The organism is Rhodopseudomonas palustris (assembly GCF_034479375.1).
Lineage (GTDB): Bacteria > Pseudomonadota > Alphaproteobacteria > Rhizobiales > Xanthobacteraceae > Rhodopseudomonas > Rhodopseudomonas palustris_M.
Window position 1 is genome coordinate 2,605,880 of the sequence record NZ_CP140155.1, and the last position, 17,374, is coordinate 2,623,253.

Sequence of the window (17,374 nt, forward strand, 5' to 3'; positions counted from 1 at the left end):
AATGCACGTTGCCTTGAGCCCAGGCGACTTGCCTGTTCACGCCACCAGACGCCGCGCCTTGGTGTCCGATTCCGCCAGCGCCTGACCGGGGTCCATCATCCAGACCCGGGTGACGTTGTCGATGAAAGCCCGCGCCGAGGCCGCCCAGGTGTGGTCGGCGGCGAAATCGAGGCAGGCGTCGCGCGAGATATTCAGCGCGCCGAGGCAGGCCTGCCGCAGATCGTCGCTGAGCACGCCGACCGGGGCGTCGCCGATCACGTCGCGCGGGCCGGTCACCGGAAACGCCGCGACCGGCACGCCGCTCGCCAGCGCCTCGAGCAGCACCAGCCCGTAAGTGTCGGTCTGGCTCGGAAACACGAAGACGTCGGCGGCGGCATAGACCTGCGCCAGCGCCTCGCCCTGCTTCGCGCCGAGGAACACCGCCTGCGGGAAGTCGCGCTCCAGCGCCGCCCGCGCCGGTCCGTCGCCGACCACCACTTTGGTGCCGGGCAGATCGAGCGACAGGAAGGCTTCGAGATTCTTCTCGACCGCAACCCGGCCGACCGACAGGAACACCGGCCGCGGCAGGCCGAGATCGGCGCCGTCACGCGGATGGAACAAGCCGGCATCAACGCCACGGGGCCACAGCACCACATTGCGGAAGCGGCGCCCGCGCAACTCGTCGGCCAGTGCCGGCGTCGCCGCCATCACCGCGTGGCTGGCGCCGTGAAACCAGCGCAGCAGCGACCACACCCAGGATTCCGGGATCGGCGCCCGCGCCGAGACGTATTCGGGAAACCGGGTGTGAAAGCTGGTGGTGAAGCGCAGGCCGCGCTTGCGGCAATAGCGCCGCGCCGCCAGGCCGATCGGCCCTTCGGTGGCGATATGGATGCAGTCGGCCTGCGCGGCGGTGATCATGCGCGCGACCTTGGCCGGGCTCGGGATCGCGATCCGCAGATCCGGGTAGCTCGGCAGCCGCACCGTCGGAAAGGTCTCCGGCGTCAGGAACGTGACCTCTGCGCCGAGCGACTTCGCCGCCTCGGCCATCATCGTCAGCGTCCGCACCACGCCGTTGACCTGCGGATGCCAGGCGTCAGTCGCGATCAGGATGCGCATCAGGCGGCACGCGCCGCGACCGTCGGCACCGGAAGGTTGCGCTTCAGGGGATCGGTCCAGGTGATGATCTCGAACCGGCCGTCTTCGTGTTCGGCGAGCGCCGTGCAGCTCTCGACCCAGTCGCCGCAGTTCATATAGCGGATGCCGTGATCGTCGCGGATCGCGGCGGTGTGGATGTGGCCGCAGATCACGCCCTCGGTGCCGTGGCGGCGCGCTTCCTGCGCCAGCGTCTGCTCGAACGCGCCGATGTAGTTCACCGCGTTCTTGACCTTGTGCTTGGCCCATTGCGACAGCGACCAGTAAGGCACACCGAACCAGCGCCGCAACGCATTGACGATGCGGTTCAGCCGGATCGCGAGATCGTAGGCCTTGTCGCCGACATGGGCGAGCCAGCGCGCGTTCTGCACCACGAGGTCGAACATGTCGCCGTGGATGACCAGATAGCGGCGGCCGTCGACCCCGGTGTGGATCGCGGTCTCCGCGACTTCGATGCCGCCGAAATGCGTGCCATAATAGGAGCGCAGGAACTCGTCGTGGTTGCCGGGAATGTAGATCACGCGCGCGCCCTTGCGCGCCTTGCGCAGCAGCTTCTGCGCGAAGTCGTTGTGCGACTGCGGCCAGTACCAGCTCGATTTGAGCGCCCAGCCGTCGATGATGTCGCCGACCAGATAGATCGTATCGGCGTCGTGGACGCGGAGGAAATCCAGCAGCAGATGGGTCTGCGAGCCCCGCGCGCCGAGATGAACGTCTGAAATGAATAGCGTGCGGAAACGTCGTTCCGGACCGTCGTCGCTCATCGGTCTATATCCCATGCCAGGCTGCCCGCGGCAGCGAATGACAATGCGGTGGCTTCACGCCGCCAGCGAGGGGCCGGCTCGTTCGAAGCACACCAGCGTGTAGATGCCGAACGGTTTGATCTTGCGCCGTTCGATCAGGATCGCGTCGCTGTTGGCCTGCGCCCAGGCCTGCAGCCGCGCGAACGGAAACTCCGGACGCAGGCCCAATCCGCGCGTCTTCTGGGCCGCCCAGCGCTCGACCGCGGCGGCGACGCCGACTTCCGAATACAAATGATTGACCAGGATGATGCGGCCGCCGGGCTTCACGACGCGGTGACACTCCGACAGCACCTGTTCGGGATTCTCGACCAGCGTGATCACGAACTGCGCCACGACGCAGTCGAATGTCGCGTCGGCGAACTCCATGGCGTGCGCATCCATCCGGCGCACTTCCTTGACCCAGGGATATCGACCGGTCGCCATCTTGGCCCGGGCCTTCTCCAGCATCGGCGTGCTGAGATCGATCCCGGTGATCTCGGTCGAAGCATCGTAGTCGTCGAACGACAGCCCGGTGCCGACGCCGACTTCGAGGATCTTGCCGCCCTGCGTCCGCGCCTCGGCGGCCGCAGCGCGGCGCCCCTTGACCATCACCGGCCCGCACACCGCGTCGTAGATCGGCGCCCAGCGGGCGTAAGCGGTTTCAACCAGGGATTTGTCGAGGTCAGGCGTCATCTTGGTCCGTCGCGAATCTGGAATTCATCAGTGATTTCCGGATTAACAGCGGAGTGCGACGTTGCTGCGACAACAGGACTCTTGCCCCCTGCGGCGTTCGTCGAAGGGGGAATGGCGGACCAGTCGTGGCTGTTCCGGCCGTGCGGCGGTCGGCGGCGGTTGGAACCGGACCTAGAGATCGAGGACCCGGCGTGGACAGGCCGAGGGCCTGTCCTGTCACCCGGACTCAGCACCCTGCTTGATCAACCCGATATGCGATCGGCTTGAAAGCGTAGTTGTTGGACTGAAGCGCCGAGCAGGCCGTCAGGCCGACGATGAGATCCATTTCGGCACGAAATTTGACGAAGTCACCGGCCCGGCTGAGGGGCGCCTCGACCGTGAACACACCGGTCTGCGGCGCGATCACGACATTCATGAAACAGTTGAACGCCACCGGAATAGCATCCGGGCCGATTCCGAAAGGCGCCAACGCGGCTTCCAGATTCCCGAAGCACCCCTGATGGGGATCTGCATCATGATAGATGATCTTGAACGTTTCTCTCGAACACGGCGTCAGCAGGAAATCATGTCGGCCGACGGTGTCCTCGACGATGCTCAACATGGCATTGCTGCGGTTGGAGTAGATCAGGTCTCCAGTCGTCAGATACAGCTTGCTTGCATAGTCGAGGCTCCGGCCGGACGAAATCACCTCACCGAGATCCTCGGCATTGAACACGACGAGATCGGATACTTGCTCCCCTTCGGGGTCGATCACCGTCAGATGCTCGCCCTTCGCGAGACGAAACGCCGTCCCCGAGCGCGGTGGGATCGTGATCGGAGAGGTCATACGCGCTCCACCGGATTGAACGGACACACCCACTCCTGCTCGGCGACGACGCGGCCGCTGTATTGACGGGCTTCCGAAGTCTCGCCGTGACGCGCAAGCATCGGGTTCGGCGAGCCGGCCAGCGCGACGTCGCGCTCGATGATCTTCGCGCGCAACCTCTCGTAACGGCCCATCTCGCGCAACTGCTCGAACTGGTCGTGAAGGTTAAACACCAGCACCGGCCGCTCGAACCGGCGCGCGGGGCGACTGGCGTTCGGGTGCAGGCCGACGATGAAGAACGCCTCTTCGCCGAAGCTCAGCGAAAAATGCGGATCGCCCGGATCGCTGCTCACCCGCTCGTCGTGAGGCCTGCCGAGCCAGGTATCCTTGTTGGTGAGACTTTCCGCGCGCGCCCACAGGAACTTCTCGAAGATGCGTTCGTCGATATCGGTCGGGCCCTCGAAGATCACCGCGAAACTCTGGAACAGCGCGCGATCGGCCCGATAGCCGCGAACGACGCGCGTGATGCCGTCGTAGATGCGTCGATCGTCCCAGTTGGATCGAAGGTCGCGAGCGACCAGGACATGCAATGTTCCCTTCGCAAGGGCTGATTTCGCCCCGACGCATGGAAAGTCGGCGGCGTGGATAAAGCTGCGAAATTCGTCTTCTAAACTCGGCGGCGTCATCGGGGCTCCCTGGATGCCACCAACGCGCTCACCTTGGTTTGGTGCCCGAGTTTTGCGGCCTGCGAGGGAGATCTGCCATGCGCTCCGACGCCGGGCCGCAGGTGAGCGACCGCTTCAGTCGAAGGCGTGGAAATGATGGATCGGGCCGTGGCCTTTGCCGACCTGGAGCCGGTCGGCGGCGGCGATCGCGGCGCTGACCCAGGCCTTGGCATGGCCGACCGCCGTGTCGAGTTCCTCGCCCTTGGCCAGATTCGCGGCGATCGCCGACGACAGCGAGCAGCCGGTGCCGTGGGTGTTCCGGGTGTCGATCCGCGGCGCCACCAGCGTCAGCATGCCGGCCGCGCTGAACAGATAGTCGGTGCTGGTCGGCCCGACGCCGTGTCCGCCCTTGATCAGCACCGCGTCGCAGCCGAGCGCCAGCAACTTGCCGCCCTGGCGTTCGATCGCCGCCTGATCGGCCGCCACCGCCTCGCCCAGCAGCGCCGCCGCCTCCGGCAGGTTCGGGGTGATGATCCGCGCCCGCGGGATCAGCGCGCCGCGCAAGGCATCGACGCAGTCGTCCGCGATCAGCCGGTCGCCGGAGGTTGCGACCATCACCGGATCGAGCACCACGTTGCGCGCCGACCAGCGATCGAGACCGGCGACGATCGCATCGATCACCGGCCGCTGCGACACCATCCCGATCTTGACCGCGGCCACCGCCAGATCGCTGAACACCGCATCGATCTGCGCGGTGACGAACCCTGCCGGCACCGGATGGATGCCGGTCACGCCCAGCGTGTTCTGCGCGGTCAGTGCGGTGATCACCGAGGCGCCGTAGACGCCATTGGCGGCAAACGATTTGAGGTCGGCCTGAATCCCCGCGCCACCGCCGGAGTCCGATCCTGCGATCGTCAGGGCGATCGGAATTGCCATGCTCATGCTCGCATCATTCGAGGCCCGCAGCCGCGCGCCGGCCCGATCCGGACGGGTCGTAGCCTGCGACCGGAGCTGCCGCAAGTTTGCCACCGGCTTGCCACAACCGTTGTTTTGGGTTTGATGGACCAGCCAAGTCCTTGGAGAGACAAGCAATGGTCCCGTTTTTCGTTCAATTCAAATGCGCGCTCGGCCAGTCCTATGCGGTGGCCAATGCGATCGCCGAAGCCGAGATCGCGTCGGAGATTTATTCGACCGCCGGCGACTACGATCTGCTGGTGAAGTTCTATGTCGACCGCGCCACCGACATCGGCCATTTCGTCAACGAGAAGGTTCAGGTGATCCCCGGCATCAAGGACACCCACACCATCATCACCTTCAAGGCGTTCGGCCCGAAATAGCGCGGAGGTCTCAGTTGTTGCTCGACGGGCGCGGCGGCCCGTCGACCGGCGGCAACGACTTCACATAGACGGCGATCGCCGCGCGATCCTCGGCGCTCAGTTGAGAGGTGTTGCGGATCACCCGCGCCATCGAGCCGCCGGCGCTGTCTCCCTCCGGCGTCAGGCCGCTTTCGAGGAAGTAGGCGATATCGCTCTCGCTCCAGTCCAGGCCCTTTTGGGTGATGTTCGGCACCCAGCCCTTGCCCTCCGGATCGGGACCGCCGGCGAAGCGCTGCGACGTCACGATGCCGCCGAGGAAATTGCGCGGGCTATGGCATTCGGCGCAATGCCCGAAGCCGTTGACGAGATAGGCGCCGCGATTCCATTGCGCAGACTGCGCCGGGTCCGGCGTGAAGGTCGTCTCATCGAAGAACAGCAGCTTCCAAAGGCCGACTGCGCGGCGCAGGCTGAACGGAAACGGCAGTTCGTGCGGCTGCGCCTGCCCGGCCACCGCCGGCAGCGTCTTGACGTAGCCGAACAGATCGCGGACGTCGTCGAGTCGCGCATGAGCGTAGGACGGATAGGGAAACGCCGGATACAGATGCGCGCCGTCGGGCGACGTGCCCTTCATCACCGCGCTGACGAACTCCACCTCGCTCCATTTGCCGATGCCGTCGGTCGGATCCGGCGAGATGTTCGGGACGTGAAAGGTGCCGAACGGCGACGGCATCGCCAACCCGCCGCCGAGCCGGGTCCGATCGTCCTGATTCGGCGTGGCGTGACAGGACGCACAGCCCGCGGCATCGAACACGGTCTTGCCGTTGGCGAGATTCGCGGGGCGCGATGGCAGCGCGCTCGCGGCAATCGTTGCCGGCGCGGTCAGAAACCACAGCGCGATTCCCGCAACGACCGCAATCGCAATGACAGCCAGGCCCACTCGTCGAATCACGGCCGCTCCTCTTCGCGAAGTTAGAACTCGGCCGCGACGTGGCCACGTCGGAGACTCGTCGAGCAAAGGCGGCCAAGGCGGCGTTCATGGGCGCTACAGAGCGGTGCAAAGCACCGAACCGGCCGTCAGACGGAGACGGCCGGTTCCAGCAATCACGGACGCTCGCAGCGCCGCTCCGCCGACAAAACTAACCGTCCTTCAGACGGAAGGATTCGTGACAGCTTCCGCAGGATTTGCCGATCGCCGGAAACGAGGTCTTCAAGGTCGCGGCATCCTTGACATTGCTCTTCGCGTCGCTCACCGCCTTGGCGAAGCTGGCGATCTCGGCGTCGAACTTGGCGCGCTCCGTCCAGATCTTCGGCGACGAGCTGTACTGACTGTCGAACGCCTTGAGACCCTTCACGCTCTCCGGAAACAGCTTCGGCAGTTCTTTCGCGGTTTCGTCGAACTGATTCAGCGCCGCATTCACCGCGGCCTGGTCGTAGGGCTTGTCACCCTTCACCATCGCGCTGAGCGCCATGATGTTCCGGCCGTTGTCCTTCATCAGCTTCTGCGTTCTGTCGACGAGGTTCTGCTGCGCCACCACCGCATTCGCACTCAGCAACAACGCTCCGGCCACAATCACTGCTCGCAACATCCACCATCTCCCACGGGCTCGGGTCAAAAAGGAAGCCGATCCGGCCGACGACCGGACCCGACTCCAGTAAACACCAGCTTGATAGAATTATTCCATATCAGGAAAGAGATGACAGCAAGTCGGGTGCGGTCTCTCACCGCACCTCGACAAAATCCTGCACGATCGTACCATGCCGCCTTCGCGATCACGCAATCGTCAACAGCCTCAGAGACTGTGCTGCCGATGGTGTTCGCGGATCGCCATCCACACCCGCTCCGGTGTCGCCGGCATGTCGATGTGGTCGATCTTGTACTCGCGCCACAGAGCATCGATGATCGCATTGACCACGGCCGGGCACGAGCCGATCGCGCCCGCCTCGCCCGCGCCCTTCACGCCCATCGGATTCGTCGTGCACGGCACGTTGTGGGTCTCGAAGACGATCGGCGCGGCATCTTCGGCGCGCGGCATCGCGTAGTCCATGAAGGTGCCGGTGACGAGTTGACCGTCGTCTGGATCGTACACCGCCCGCTCCATCAATGCCTGGCCGATGCCCTGCACGGTGCCGCCATGGACCTGGCCGGCCAGCAGCAGCGGGTTCAGCGTGACGCCGAAATCGTCGACAATGACGTAGTTGACGATATGAATCCTGCCGGTTGCGGGGTCGAGTTCGATTTCGACCAGATGCGTGCCGTTCGGGAACGTGCCGTCGGCGCTGGAGAACGTCGCGCTGGCATTGAGTTTCGAGGCGTCGACGCCGGGGCGCTTGGCGAGATCGGCGAACGAGATCGAGCGGTCGGTGCCGGCGATCCGCACCAAGCCGTCACTGATCTCGAGGTCCGTGGCGCTGGTTTCCAGCGCGTCCGCAGCCAGTTCTCGGAGTTGCTCGCCGAGCTGATGCGTCGCCCGCTGCACACTGACGCCGCCGGAGGGGATCGACGCCGAGCCGCCGGTGCCGAGCCCGGTGGCGATCTTGTCGGTGTCGCCCTGAACGACGCGGACCCGCTCCTGCGGCACGCCGAACTGTTCGGCGACAATCTGCGCATAGGCGGTCTGATGGCCCTGCCCGCTCGACTGGGTGCCGATCAGCACCGTGATGTCGCCATCGGGATCGAGCACGACCTTGGCGGTCTCCTCGCCCATCGTGCCGCAGACTTCGACATAGGACGCGAGCCCGATGCCGCGCACCAGGCCGAGCTTCTTCGCCGCCCTGGCCCGCTTCGGAAACTCCTTCCAGTCGCCGATCTCCATCGCGCGTTTCAGATGCGCGGTGAAATCGCCGGAGTCGTAGACCTTGCCGGTCGCGGTCTTGTAGGGCATCGCGCGCGGCGGGATGAAGTTCTTGCGCCGGATCGCATCGGGCGACATCCCGAGTTTTCGCGCGCAGGCATCGACCAGGCGCTCGATCACATAGGCCGCTTCGGGCCGTCCGGCGCCGCGATAGGCATCGACCGGAACGGTGTGGGTGAACACCGTGCGGATGCGGCAGTGAAATGCCTGGATGTCGTAGAGGCCCGGCAGCATGCCCGCGCCGCCATAGGGGATATACGGGCCGAACGTCGACAGATAGGCGCCGAGGTCGCCGATCAGATCGACGTCCATGCCGAGAAACTTGCCGTCCTCAGCCAGCGCCATCCGTGCGGTGGTGGTGTTGTCGCGGCCCTGCGAGTCGCCGACGAAATGATCGGAGCGGTCGGCGGTCCATCGGATGGTCTTGCCGAGCTTCTTCGCCGCGACCGCCAGCAGCGCGTATTCGCGATACGGAAACAGCTTGGTGCCGAAACCTCCACCGACATCGGGGCAGATCACCCGCATGTTCTCGACCGGAATCTTGAGCACGTTCTGGCACAGGATATCACGCAGCCGGTGGCTGCCCTGGCTGCCGATCGTCAGCGTGAAATGATCGCGCCTGGCGTCGTATTCGCAGACCGCCGCGCGGGTCTCCATGTAGTTGGTGACGATCCGCGGATTGACGATATTGATCTCGGCGATGGCGTGGGCCTTGGCGAACGCGGCCTCTGTTGCGGCCTTGTCGCCGATCGCGGCGTCGAACAGCAGATTGCCGGAATGATCCGGCCAGACCTGCGGCGCGCCGGGCTTGATCGCATTGGCGGCGCCGATCGCCGCCGGCAGCGGCGTCCACTCCACCGTGATCGCTTCCAGCGCGTCGCGCGCATTCGCCACCGTATCCGCCACCACGAACGCCACCGCGTCGCCGACATGACGAACCTCGCCGCTGGCGAGGATTGCGTAGTCCGGTCCCTTGAATGGATTGTCGGGCAGGTTGAACAGGCACGGCAGCCCGCCGAGATCGCCGACGTCGTCAGCCGTGAGGATCGCGAGCACGCCGCGCAGGCTGCGCGCTGCCGTGGCGTCGAGCGTGAACTTCGCATGGGCGTGCGGCGAGCGCAGCACCAGCGCATGCGCGGAGGAGAGCGGCGCGTAGTCGTCGGTGTAGCGGCCCTTGCCGCGGATCAGGGGATCGTCTTCCTTGCGCAGGACGCTCTGGCCGACGCCGAATTTGGTGGGAGCCATCGATCACCCTCCTTCTATGCGGTTGAGCATCTTGCAGCGGATTGTCGATCGGTGCAAACGCATCGTCCGACGGCCGCACCAAACATCCGGAAAGCGCATTTCGCCTACGCAGGCAGTGGGAGGTAGCAAGATCAGCTCTGTGCAAGAGCCCCGACCGACAGCAGCGCAAAGAAAGGGGTGCACCGGCTTCCCGATGCACCCTCGTCTTCTGTTCAATTCCGAATCGCTAGTAGCAGACCACCCGGCCGAAGACCGGATTGAACACGCAACCGCGGCCATAGTAGCCGCGTCCACGGCCCCGATAGAAGCCGCGCCCGCGACCACGGCCACGAGCGAAGCCGCCACGGCCACGACCGCGAGCACCGCCACGCCCCCGCCCGCGTTGCGCGTCAGCCTTTGTGGTACTGGCAGTGAGGAACACCGCCGAGGTACCAACCAGACTGAAGCAATAGATTCCGGTCAGCGCCACTGCCGCGATCACTCGCGCCAGCATGCCTGTTCGGGCTTTCGGAACATTTTGAGCCATCTACGTTTTTCTCCCGGTCGTTTGAGCATTTTGAACCCGACTTCACCCGCTTTTGTGCGTGGCTCCAGCGTACGGGTTCAAATGCGCTCGGATAAACCGATCTTGGCGGCCTCAGGAATGCAAGCTTAGGAGCAAGCGACGGTTTGGGTCAAGCCGCGTGCGGGAATTCGGCTCCAACGACAAGGGCCCGACCACGCATGCGAAACAGTTTCAAGCGCAACAAGTTCATTGATGCACTGCGGCAATTCGATGTCCGGGCTTGGGCGCCGATATGCTCGTCAAGCACACCGCCAAAGACGTGTTCAAGGACCAGCCGGATACTATATTAACGACACTCGAACGCAGACCCTGAACCGCAAGCCTTTGCGGATCGACTTCCACACAAGACGCACGTCGCGATGTCCGCGCCGGGCCCGGCCTCCAGAAAAACGGTCAATGGCAAATCAGCACACCTACATCCTCGGCCTCAACACCTACGATCACGATGTCAGCGCCGTGCTGCTGCGCGATGGCGAGATCGCCTTCGGAATCCTGAAAGAGCGCATCACCCGGGAGAAGCACGCCAGCGGCTTCTACAAGGAGGTGATCGACTATGTTCTGACGGCCGAAGGCATCACCATGGCCGACGTCGATCTGGTGGTCCGCAACTGCTACATTCTCCCGGTCCAGGAAATGGAAGACCGGCTGATGTATCAGGACATGCCGGCGTTCCTGCCGGAATACGAGCGCGGCGACGCCGGCCAGCATGCGCTGTTCCGCAGCAATTCGAACAAGGTGATGACGATCTCGCATCATCTCGCGCACGCCTACAGCGCGTTCGCGGTGTGCCCGTTCGAAGAGGGCGTGGTCATGATCGTGGACGGCGTCGGCAGCTATCGCTCCGACGTCGACGAGGAATTTCCCGGCGACAGCGCCTCGCCGCTCGCCCGCGAATCCGAGAGCTACTACAAGTTCAGCGGCAGCAAGCTGGAGTGCCTGAAGAAGGTCTGGATGGAGCCCGAGCGCGGCTTCCTCAGCGACGAATTCTACAACATGCCCGGCCTCGGCGCATATTACAGCCGCGCTTCGACCTACGTGTTCGGCGACTGGAACAAATGCGGCGAGTTGATGGGGTTGGCGCCCTACGGCCGGCCCGCCGCAATTCCGCCGATGCTGCAGATCGAGAACAACAAGCTGACGGTGCCGCATTGGACGCCTGAGCTGAACCAGCCCTTCATCATGGACTCCCCCGGCAAATGGGAGAGCCACCCGTCGATGAAGCATTGGGAAGACCTCGCCTGGCGGGTGCAGGACGACACCGAGCGCGTGCTGCTGGAGCGGGCGCGCTGGCTGCGCGAGACCACCGGCGCAAAGAACCTCTGCATCGCCGGCGGCGTGGCGCTGAACTGCGTCGCCAACGGCCGGATCGCGCGCGAGGCCGGCTTCGAAAACGTCTGGATCCAGCCCGCCGCCGGCGACGACGGCATCGCGATCGGCTGTGCCTATTACGGTCACCTCGCGGTCCAGCAGAAGCCGCGCGCCTTCGAGATGAAGCACGCTTTCATCGGCCGCACCTACAGCGACGGCGAAATCGAGGAAGCGACCAAGCGATTCTTCGTCAAACCGCAGATCAACGTCCTGCGCAGCAACCAGGTCTACAAGGAGACCGCAAAACTGCTCGCCGATCAGAAGGTGATCGGTTGGTTTCAGGGCTCCTCCGAATTCGGCCCGCGCGCGCTCGGCCATCGCAGCCTGCTCGCCGACCCGCGCAGGGCCGAGATGAAGGACATCCTCAACAGCCGCGTGAAGCATCGCCAGCCGTTCCGCCCCTTCGCGCCGATCGTGCTGAAGGAACGCGCCGACGAAATCTTCGAGGGCACGGGCGACTCGCCGTTCATGCTGATGGCGAAGCCGGTGGCCGCAGCATGGCGCGACAAGATTCCCGCCGTCGTCCATGTCGACGGCAGCGCGCGGGTGCAGACGGTGGACGAAGAGACCGCCCCGGACCTCTATTACATCCTGAAGGAGTTCGAGGCGCTCACCGGCGTGCCGGTCCTGGTCAACACCTCGTTCAACATCAAGGGCGAACCGATCGTCGAGACGCCGCGCGACGCGATGGCCTGCTTCCTCACCACCGGAATCGACCATCTGGTGATGCACGACACCATCGTCTCGAAGAACAAGGCGCACAGGTTCATCAACCCGGTGCTGGAAGTGTATTCCGACGTCAGCAGTCTGGTCCGCTCCACGACCCGCGTGGGCTGAGAGCTCAGCCCCGCAGCAACGTCTTGATCCAGCGCGGCCCGAACAGCGCCAGGATCAAGGCGCCGTAGCCCACGGCACCGACTCCGATCAGCAGCAGCAATGCTGCCTCGTCGCGCAGCGACGGCAATTGTGCGAGATACGGCGCGGCGTACCATGCGGTCGCCCACAACGCCGCGCCGAGCAGCACGCCGGTCGCCAGGAACTTGACGATCGCCGTCGTGAGCGCGCGATCAAATTCGAGATAGCCGGCGCGCACCGAAAAGAAGATCACCAGCAGCAGGTTGATCCAGGCGCCGGCGGCGGTGGCGAGCGCGAGCCCGACCTGCGCCAGCGGCCCCATCAGCAGGACTTTCAGCACCACATTGGCGGCGACGCCGGTGAGCGCCGCCTTGACCGGGGTCGCGGTGTCTTTGCGGGCGTAGAATGGCGCCACCGCGCTGCGGATCAGCACGAAGGGAATCAGCGCGATCGCATAGGCCGCCAGCGTCGCCCCGGCCGCGATCGCGTCGGCCCGGGTGAAGGCGCCGCGCGCGAACATCGCCCGCATGATGGCGTCCGGCACCGTGAGAAACGCCGCGACGAAGGGCACCGAGAACAGCAGCGTGAATTCGAAGGCGCGGCGCTGCGAGGCCTTGGCGCCGGCATCATCGCCGGCGGTGAGCTGCCGCGACATCTCGGGCAGCAGCACCGTGCCGATCGCGATGCCGATCACGCCGATCGGCAATTGGTTGAGACGGTCGGCGTAGTACAGCGCCGACAGCGCGCCGACCGGCAGGAAGGTGGCGATGATGGTGTCGGCGAACAGCGCGAGCTGCGTGCCCATCGAGCCCACCGTCGCCGGTCCAAGCGCGCGGAAGAAGGCGCGTACATCGACGTCCAGCTTCGGTTTGGCGAACCGCGGCAGTCCGCCATGCAGCGACAGGTCGCCGGCAAGCAGGAAGTACTGCAGGAAGCCGGAGATCAGCACGCCCCAGGCTGCGGCGTGGCCGGCGGTGGGGAAGAACGCCGCCAGCGCCAGCGTCGCCATCATCGAGATGTTGAGGAAGATCGACGCCGCGGCGGCGCTTGCAAAGCGCTGCATCACATTGAGGATGCCGCCATACAGCGTCACCAGCGTGATCAGCAACAGATAGGGAAAGGTGATCCGCGTCAGCTCGATCGCCAGCGACCGCTGCGCCGGATCGTCGGTGAAGCCCGGCGCCAGGATGCTCATCATCTGAGGCATGAAGGCGAGCGCTACCGCCAGCAGCAAGAGCTGCGAGGCGAACAGCAGCGTGAAGATGCGGTCGGCGAACAGCTTCGCCGACGCTTCGCCCTTCTCGCCGTGGACATGCGCATAGGCCGGCACGAAGGCGGCGTTGAACGCACCCTCGGCAAAGATCGCCCGGAAATGATTGGGCAGCCGCAGCGCCACGAAGAACGCGTCGGCGATCGGCCCCGCGCCCAGGATCGCCGCGAGCAGGATGTCGCGGGCGAAGCCGGTCACGCGCGACAGGAGGGTGAAGCCGCCGACGGTGAAAATTCGCCTGAGCATGGCCTCGCTTCTACAGGAAGTGGCGGGACCGCAAAACCGGGAATGAGCGCCGAGAGCCCAGCTTCCCCGCAGTCATTCCGGCGCGCGCCGAAGGCGAGAACCCGGAATCCCGCGGTTGTGCAGGTTTCAGATTCCGGGTTCGCTCGCTTTCGCGAGCGCCCCGGAATGACTGTGCTTTAGCGTCCCACCGCGCCGCGCACCGCCTCGATGACGCGATCCTGGGTAGCCTCGTCCAGATAGGCGTGAACCGGCAGGCTGATGACCTCGGCGGACAGCGCCTCGCACACCGGCAGACCACCCTCGGCCACCGGGAACATGCCGTAAGCGGACTGCATGTGCACCGATTTGCCGTAGTAGACCGCGGTCGGCACGCCTTGCGCCTTCAGCGATGCCGCGAAGGCGTCACGATCCGTGCCCTTGGGCAGGCGGATGGTGTAGCAGGCCCAGATCGACGTATTGCCCTCGGCGACGCGCGGCACGGTGACGATGTTGCCGAGGCTTTGCGCATAGCGCTGCGCCACCTTGTTGCGGGCGACGATCTCGTCGTCGAAGATCTTCAGCTTCTCGAGCAGCACCGCGGCCTGGATGGTATCGAGCCGGCCGGTCAGGCCGAGGCGGATATTGTCGTATTTATCGGTGCCTTGGCCGTGGACGCGGATGCTGCGCAGAGCGGCGGCGAGTTGGTCGTCGTCCGTGAAGATCGCGCCGCCATCGCCATAGCAACCGAGCGGCTTTGCGGGAAAGAAGCTGGTCGTCGTCGCGGCGCCGAAGGTGCCGAGGCGCTTGCCTTTGTACGTGGCGCCCAGGCTCTGCGCCGCGTCGTCGAGCACGAACATGCCCTCGGCCTCGGCGATGGCGGCGACCCCGTCGTGGTCGGCGGGCTGACCGAACAGGTCGACGGGGATGATCGCCTTCGGCTTGAGGCCGAGCTTTTTCGCAGTGGCGACGGCACGCTTCAACGAGGCGACGTCGATGGTGAAGGTGGCTTCATCGACATCGACCAGGATCGGCGTCGCGCCGGTCCGCGCCGCCGGCGAGACCGTCGCGCAGAAGGTGAAGGACGGGCAGAACACCGCGTCGCCGGGGCCGACGCCCTTGGCCATCAGCACCATCAGCAGCGCATCGGTGCCGTTGGCGCAGCCGATGACGTGCTTGGCGCCGGTATAGGCCGCGAGCTTGGCCTCGAATTCTGCGACTTCCGGGCCGCCGATGAACTGGCAGTGCGTCAGCACGCGACCGACGGCATCGTCGATGGATTGGCCGATCCGGCGGCGCTGGGCGCCGATGTCGACGAAGGGCACGGGGTCGGTTCGGAGGTGTTGATTCATGGCGCCTTGATGAGGTCGGTGAGCATCGTAGTGAAGTGATCGCGCAGGGAGCCCGAAGGTCGACCGGTCGCTAACCGGCGGCGCGGAGCGGCGCCTTGCGACCGCCGGCGGCGGCCTTCGGCGGCTGTTCCAGGCACTGGATGGCGATCTCGAGGCTGGCGACGCCCTCCTCGCCGGTCACGGCCGGCACGCCGTTGGTGCGGACGGCGTTCAGGAAGGCGATCAGTTCGGCGCGCAGCGGCTCGTCGTGGCCGACCGGCAGATGCCGCATCGAATAGCTGCCGTCGGCCTTGAAGCCGAAGCATTCAGTGACCTGGCGGGTCAGCAGATCGCCCATCACGTATTTGCCGCGGGTCGCGACGGTGACGGTACGCGCCTTGAACGGCGTCAGCCAATTGGTGTTGATGTGCGCGAGCACGCCCGAGGCGGTCCGAAATTGCAGCAGCGCGATGTCTTCGCGCTCGGCGATCGCACTGGAGAGCTGCGGCTGGACCTCGGTGATCTCGGAATCGGTGAACCAGCGGATCAGGTCGATGTCGTGCACCGCGAGGTCGATCACCACCCCCACATTGGACATCCGCGGCGGGAACGGCCCGACCCGGGTGATGCCGATCGACAGGATGTCCTCGTTGCGAATCGCCTGCTTGATGGCGGCGACCGCCGGATTGAAGCGCTCGACATGGCCGACCATCAGCGTCACGCCGGCCTTGCGGGCGGCTGCGACGATCTCGCGCCCCTCCTCGACGGTCGAGGCGATCGGTTTCTCCACCAGCGAATGAATGCCGCGGCCGAGACAGGTCAGGGCGATCTCGTGATGCAGATGCGTCGGCGCCGCGATCGTCACCGCGTCGACGCCTGCCAGCAGCAGTTCGTCCACTGTCGAGAAGGTGCGGCAGCCGATCAACTCGACCGCCCGGTTGCGATGCTCCTCCAGCGGATCGACGATCCCGACCAAGGTCACCCCCGGCAGCCCGGCCAGCACCCGCCCATGATTGGTTCCCATGACGCCGGCGCCGATGACGCCGACCCGGAGCGGGGATTTCGTAGCCGAATCAGAGGGGGACGTCATGACGTGGATGCCTCGGAAGTGAACGATGCGGCTTCCTAGCATGCCGTCACAGATGTGGCGATGAGCCCCGGAAATTGCCCAAACACGTTTTGATTCAGAGAATTACAACAGTCCCGTGAGGCTCGCGGGACACATTAGACATTGTAGTGGGCCCGGTACCAGGCCACGAAGGCCCTGATCCCGTCCTCGATCGCGGTTTCCGGCTTGAAACCGACGTCGCGCATCAAATCGTCGACGTCGGCGAAGGTCGCCGGCACGTCGCCCGGCTGCATCGGGAGCATCTCCTTCAGCGCGATGCGGCCGAGTTCCTGCTCCAGAAGGCCCACGACATGCATCAGTTCCTCCGGGCGGTGGTTGCCGACATTGTAGATTCGTGCCGGCGCGCCGGCGGACCGATCCTCCACGCCGACCGGAACCAGATCGATCAACCGCAGCACCACACGCGTGACGTCGGCCACATAGGTGAAGTCGCGGCGCATCCGGCCGTGATTGAACAGCTTGATCGGCCGGCCCTCGGTGATCGCTTTGGCGAACAGGAACAGCGCCATGTCCGGCCGATACCAGGGGCCGTAGATGGTGAAGAACCGCAGCCCCGTGGTCGGCAACCGATAGAGATGGCTATAGCAATGCGCCATCAGTTCGTTGGCCTTCTTCGACGCGGCGTACAGGCTGATCGGATGGTCGGTGCGGTCGTCGACAGAGAACGGCAGCTTGGTGTTGGCGCCGTAGACCGAAGATGACGACGCGAAGATCAGGTGCCGGCAGCCGTTGTGGCGGCAGCCTTCGAGCACATTGAGAAAACCTTCGAGATTGGAATCGGCGTAATCGTGCGGGTGGCTCAGCGAATGCCGGACACCGGCCTGCGCCGCCAGGTGGATGACCACCGGAAACCGCCGTTCGGCGAACAAGGACGCCGTCGCCGATCGATCGGCGAGGTCGCCCCGGATGAAGGTGAAGCGCGGGTGTTCGCGCAACAGGTCGAGCCGCGCCTGTTTCAGCGCGGGATCGTAATAGGCGTTGAGGTTGTCGAGGCCGACGACTTCGCGTCCCGCATCCAGCAATTCACGCGCGACATGATAGCCGATGAAGCCCGCCGCTCCGGTGACCAGGATGGTTGTTTCCGACATCACGCCCTCGAACCCGGACCGCGACCCACGAGCGCGCCCAAAGCGCGCCTGTTTAGCCAC

Annotated in this window: 15 protein-coding genes; 2 read left to right on the forward strand and 13 right to left on the reverse strand. The window is 65.2% G+C overall.

The window, feature by feature from the left end; genetic code table 11:
* Positions 1-36 precede the first annotated feature (36 nt).
* From SR870_RS11765 to thiD, 6 genes are all read right to left on the reverse strand, one after another.
* The gene (locus SR870_RS11765) at positions 37-1,095 is read right to left on the reverse strand and encodes a glycosyltransferase family 1 protein (protein WP_322518139.1); all 1,059 of its coding nucleotides are present in this window, start codon (positions 1,093-1,095) and stop codon (positions 37-39) included.
* Positions 1,095-1,892 (reverse strand): UDP-2,3-diacylglucosamine diphosphatase, encoded by a 798-nt coding sequence (locus SR870_RS11770; protein WP_416221151.1) that lies wholly within the window; start codon positions 1,890-1,892, stop codon positions 1,095-1,097. Before SR870_RS11770 ends, SR870_RS11765 begins: the two co-directional genes overlap by 1 nt.
* A gap of 54 nt (positions 1,893-1,946) precedes the next feature.
* Complete coding sequence (locus SR870_RS11775) at positions 1,947-2,603, reverse strand: class I SAM-dependent methyltransferase (RefSeq protein ID WP_322518141.1); 657 nt, start codon at positions 2,601-2,603, stop codon at positions 1,947-1,949.
* Positions 2,604-2,829: 226 nt separating this feature from the next.
* Positions 2,830-3,429: an urea carboxylase-associated family protein gene (locus SR870_RS11780; protein WP_322518142.1), complete on the reverse strand. Its 600-nt coding sequence runs from the start codon at positions 3,427-3,429 to the stop codon at positions 2,830-2,832.
* Positions 3,426-4,094: a guanitoxin biosynthesis heme-dependent pre-guanitoxin N-hydroxylase GntA gene (gene gntA / locus SR870_RS11785; RefSeq protein ID WP_322518143.1), complete on the reverse strand. Its 669-nt coding sequence runs from the start codon at positions 4,092-4,094 to the stop codon at positions 3,426-3,428. The genes SR870_RS11780 and gntA overlap by 4 nt, the downstream gene beginning before the upstream one ends.
* A 114-nt stretch (positions 4,095-4,208) precedes the next feature.
* A complete protein-coding gene (gene thiD / locus SR870_RS11790; protein WP_322518255.1) occupies positions 4,209-5,009 on the reverse strand; it encodes a bifunctional hydroxymethylpyrimidine kinase/phosphomethylpyrimidine kinase in 801 nt (266 codons plus the stop codon).
* 155 nt (positions 5,010-5,164) lie between these two features.
* Between thiD and SR870_RS11795 the strand changes: the two genes are divergently transcribed.
* Positions 5,165-5,410: an Lrp/AsnC family transcriptional regulator gene (locus SR870_RS11795; protein ID WP_322518144.1), complete on the forward strand. Its 246-nt coding sequence runs from the start codon at positions 5,165-5,167 to the stop codon at positions 5,408-5,410.
* A gap of 10 nt (positions 5,411-5,420) precedes the next feature.
* Here SR870_RS11795 and SR870_RS11800 read toward each other — a convergent pair whose 3' ends face one another.
* The 3 genes from SR870_RS11800 to SR870_RS11810 form a co-directional block, all read right to left on the reverse strand.
* Entirely contained in the window at positions 5,421-6,338 is a 918-nt protein-coding gene (locus tag SR870_RS11800; RefSeq protein ID WP_322518145.1) for a c-type cytochrome, read from the reverse strand.
* A gap of 187 nt (positions 6,339-6,525) precedes the next feature.
* A complete protein-coding gene (locus tag SR870_RS11805; protein ID WP_322518146.1) occupies positions 6,526-6,975 on the reverse strand; it encodes a cytochrome c in 450 nt (149 codons plus the stop codon).
* A 204-nt stretch (positions 6,976-7,179) separates the two neighbouring features.
* Positions 7,180-9,486, reverse strand: coding sequence for a xanthine dehydrogenase family protein molybdopterin-binding subunit (locus SR870_RS11810; protein ID WP_322518147.1), 2,307 nt, complete (start codon positions 9,484-9,486; stop codon positions 7,180-7,182).
* A gap of 961 nt (positions 9,487-10,447) precedes the next feature.
* On the opposite strand from SR870_RS11810, the gene SR870_RS11815 reads away from it, so the two are divergent.
* Positions 10,448-12,256 (forward strand): carbamoyltransferase, encoded by a 1,809-nt coding sequence (locus tag SR870_RS11815; protein WP_322518148.1) that lies wholly within the window; start codon positions 10,448-10,450, stop codon positions 12,254-12,256.
* A 4-nt stretch (positions 12,257-12,260) separates the two neighbouring features.
* On the opposite strand, the gene murJ is transcribed toward SR870_RS11815, so the two are convergent.
* The 4 genes from murJ to SR870_RS11835 all read right to left on the reverse strand — a co-directional run bounded on the left by murJ (position 12,261) and on the right by SR870_RS11835 (position 17,314).
* Positions 12,261-13,790 carry a murein biosynthesis integral membrane protein MurJ gene (gene murJ / locus SR870_RS11820; protein ID WP_322518149.1) on the reverse strand — a complete coding sequence of 510 codons (1,530 nt, stop codon included), beginning with the start codon at positions 13,788-13,790 and terminating at the stop codon, positions 12,261-12,263.
* Positions 13,791-13,966: 176 nt separating this feature from the next.
* Positions 13,967-15,118, reverse strand: coding sequence for a DegT/DnrJ/EryC1/StrS family aminotransferase (locus tag SR870_RS11825; RefSeq protein WP_322518150.1), 1,152 nt, complete (start codon positions 15,116-15,118; stop codon positions 13,967-13,969).
* 70 nt (positions 15,119-15,188) lie between these two features.
* Positions 15,189-16,187 carry a Gfo/Idh/MocA family oxidoreductase gene (locus tag SR870_RS11830; protein WP_322518151.1) on the reverse strand — a complete coding sequence of 333 codons (999 nt, stop codon included), beginning with the start codon at positions 16,185-16,187 and terminating at the stop codon, positions 15,189-15,191.
* A gap of 134 nt (positions 16,188-16,321) precedes the next feature.
* Complete coding sequence (locus tag SR870_RS11835; RefSeq protein WP_322518152.1) at positions 16,322-17,314, reverse strand: NAD-dependent epimerase; 993 nt, start codon at positions 17,312-17,314, stop codon at positions 16,322-16,324.
* Positions 17,315-17,374 lie beyond the last annotated feature (60 nt).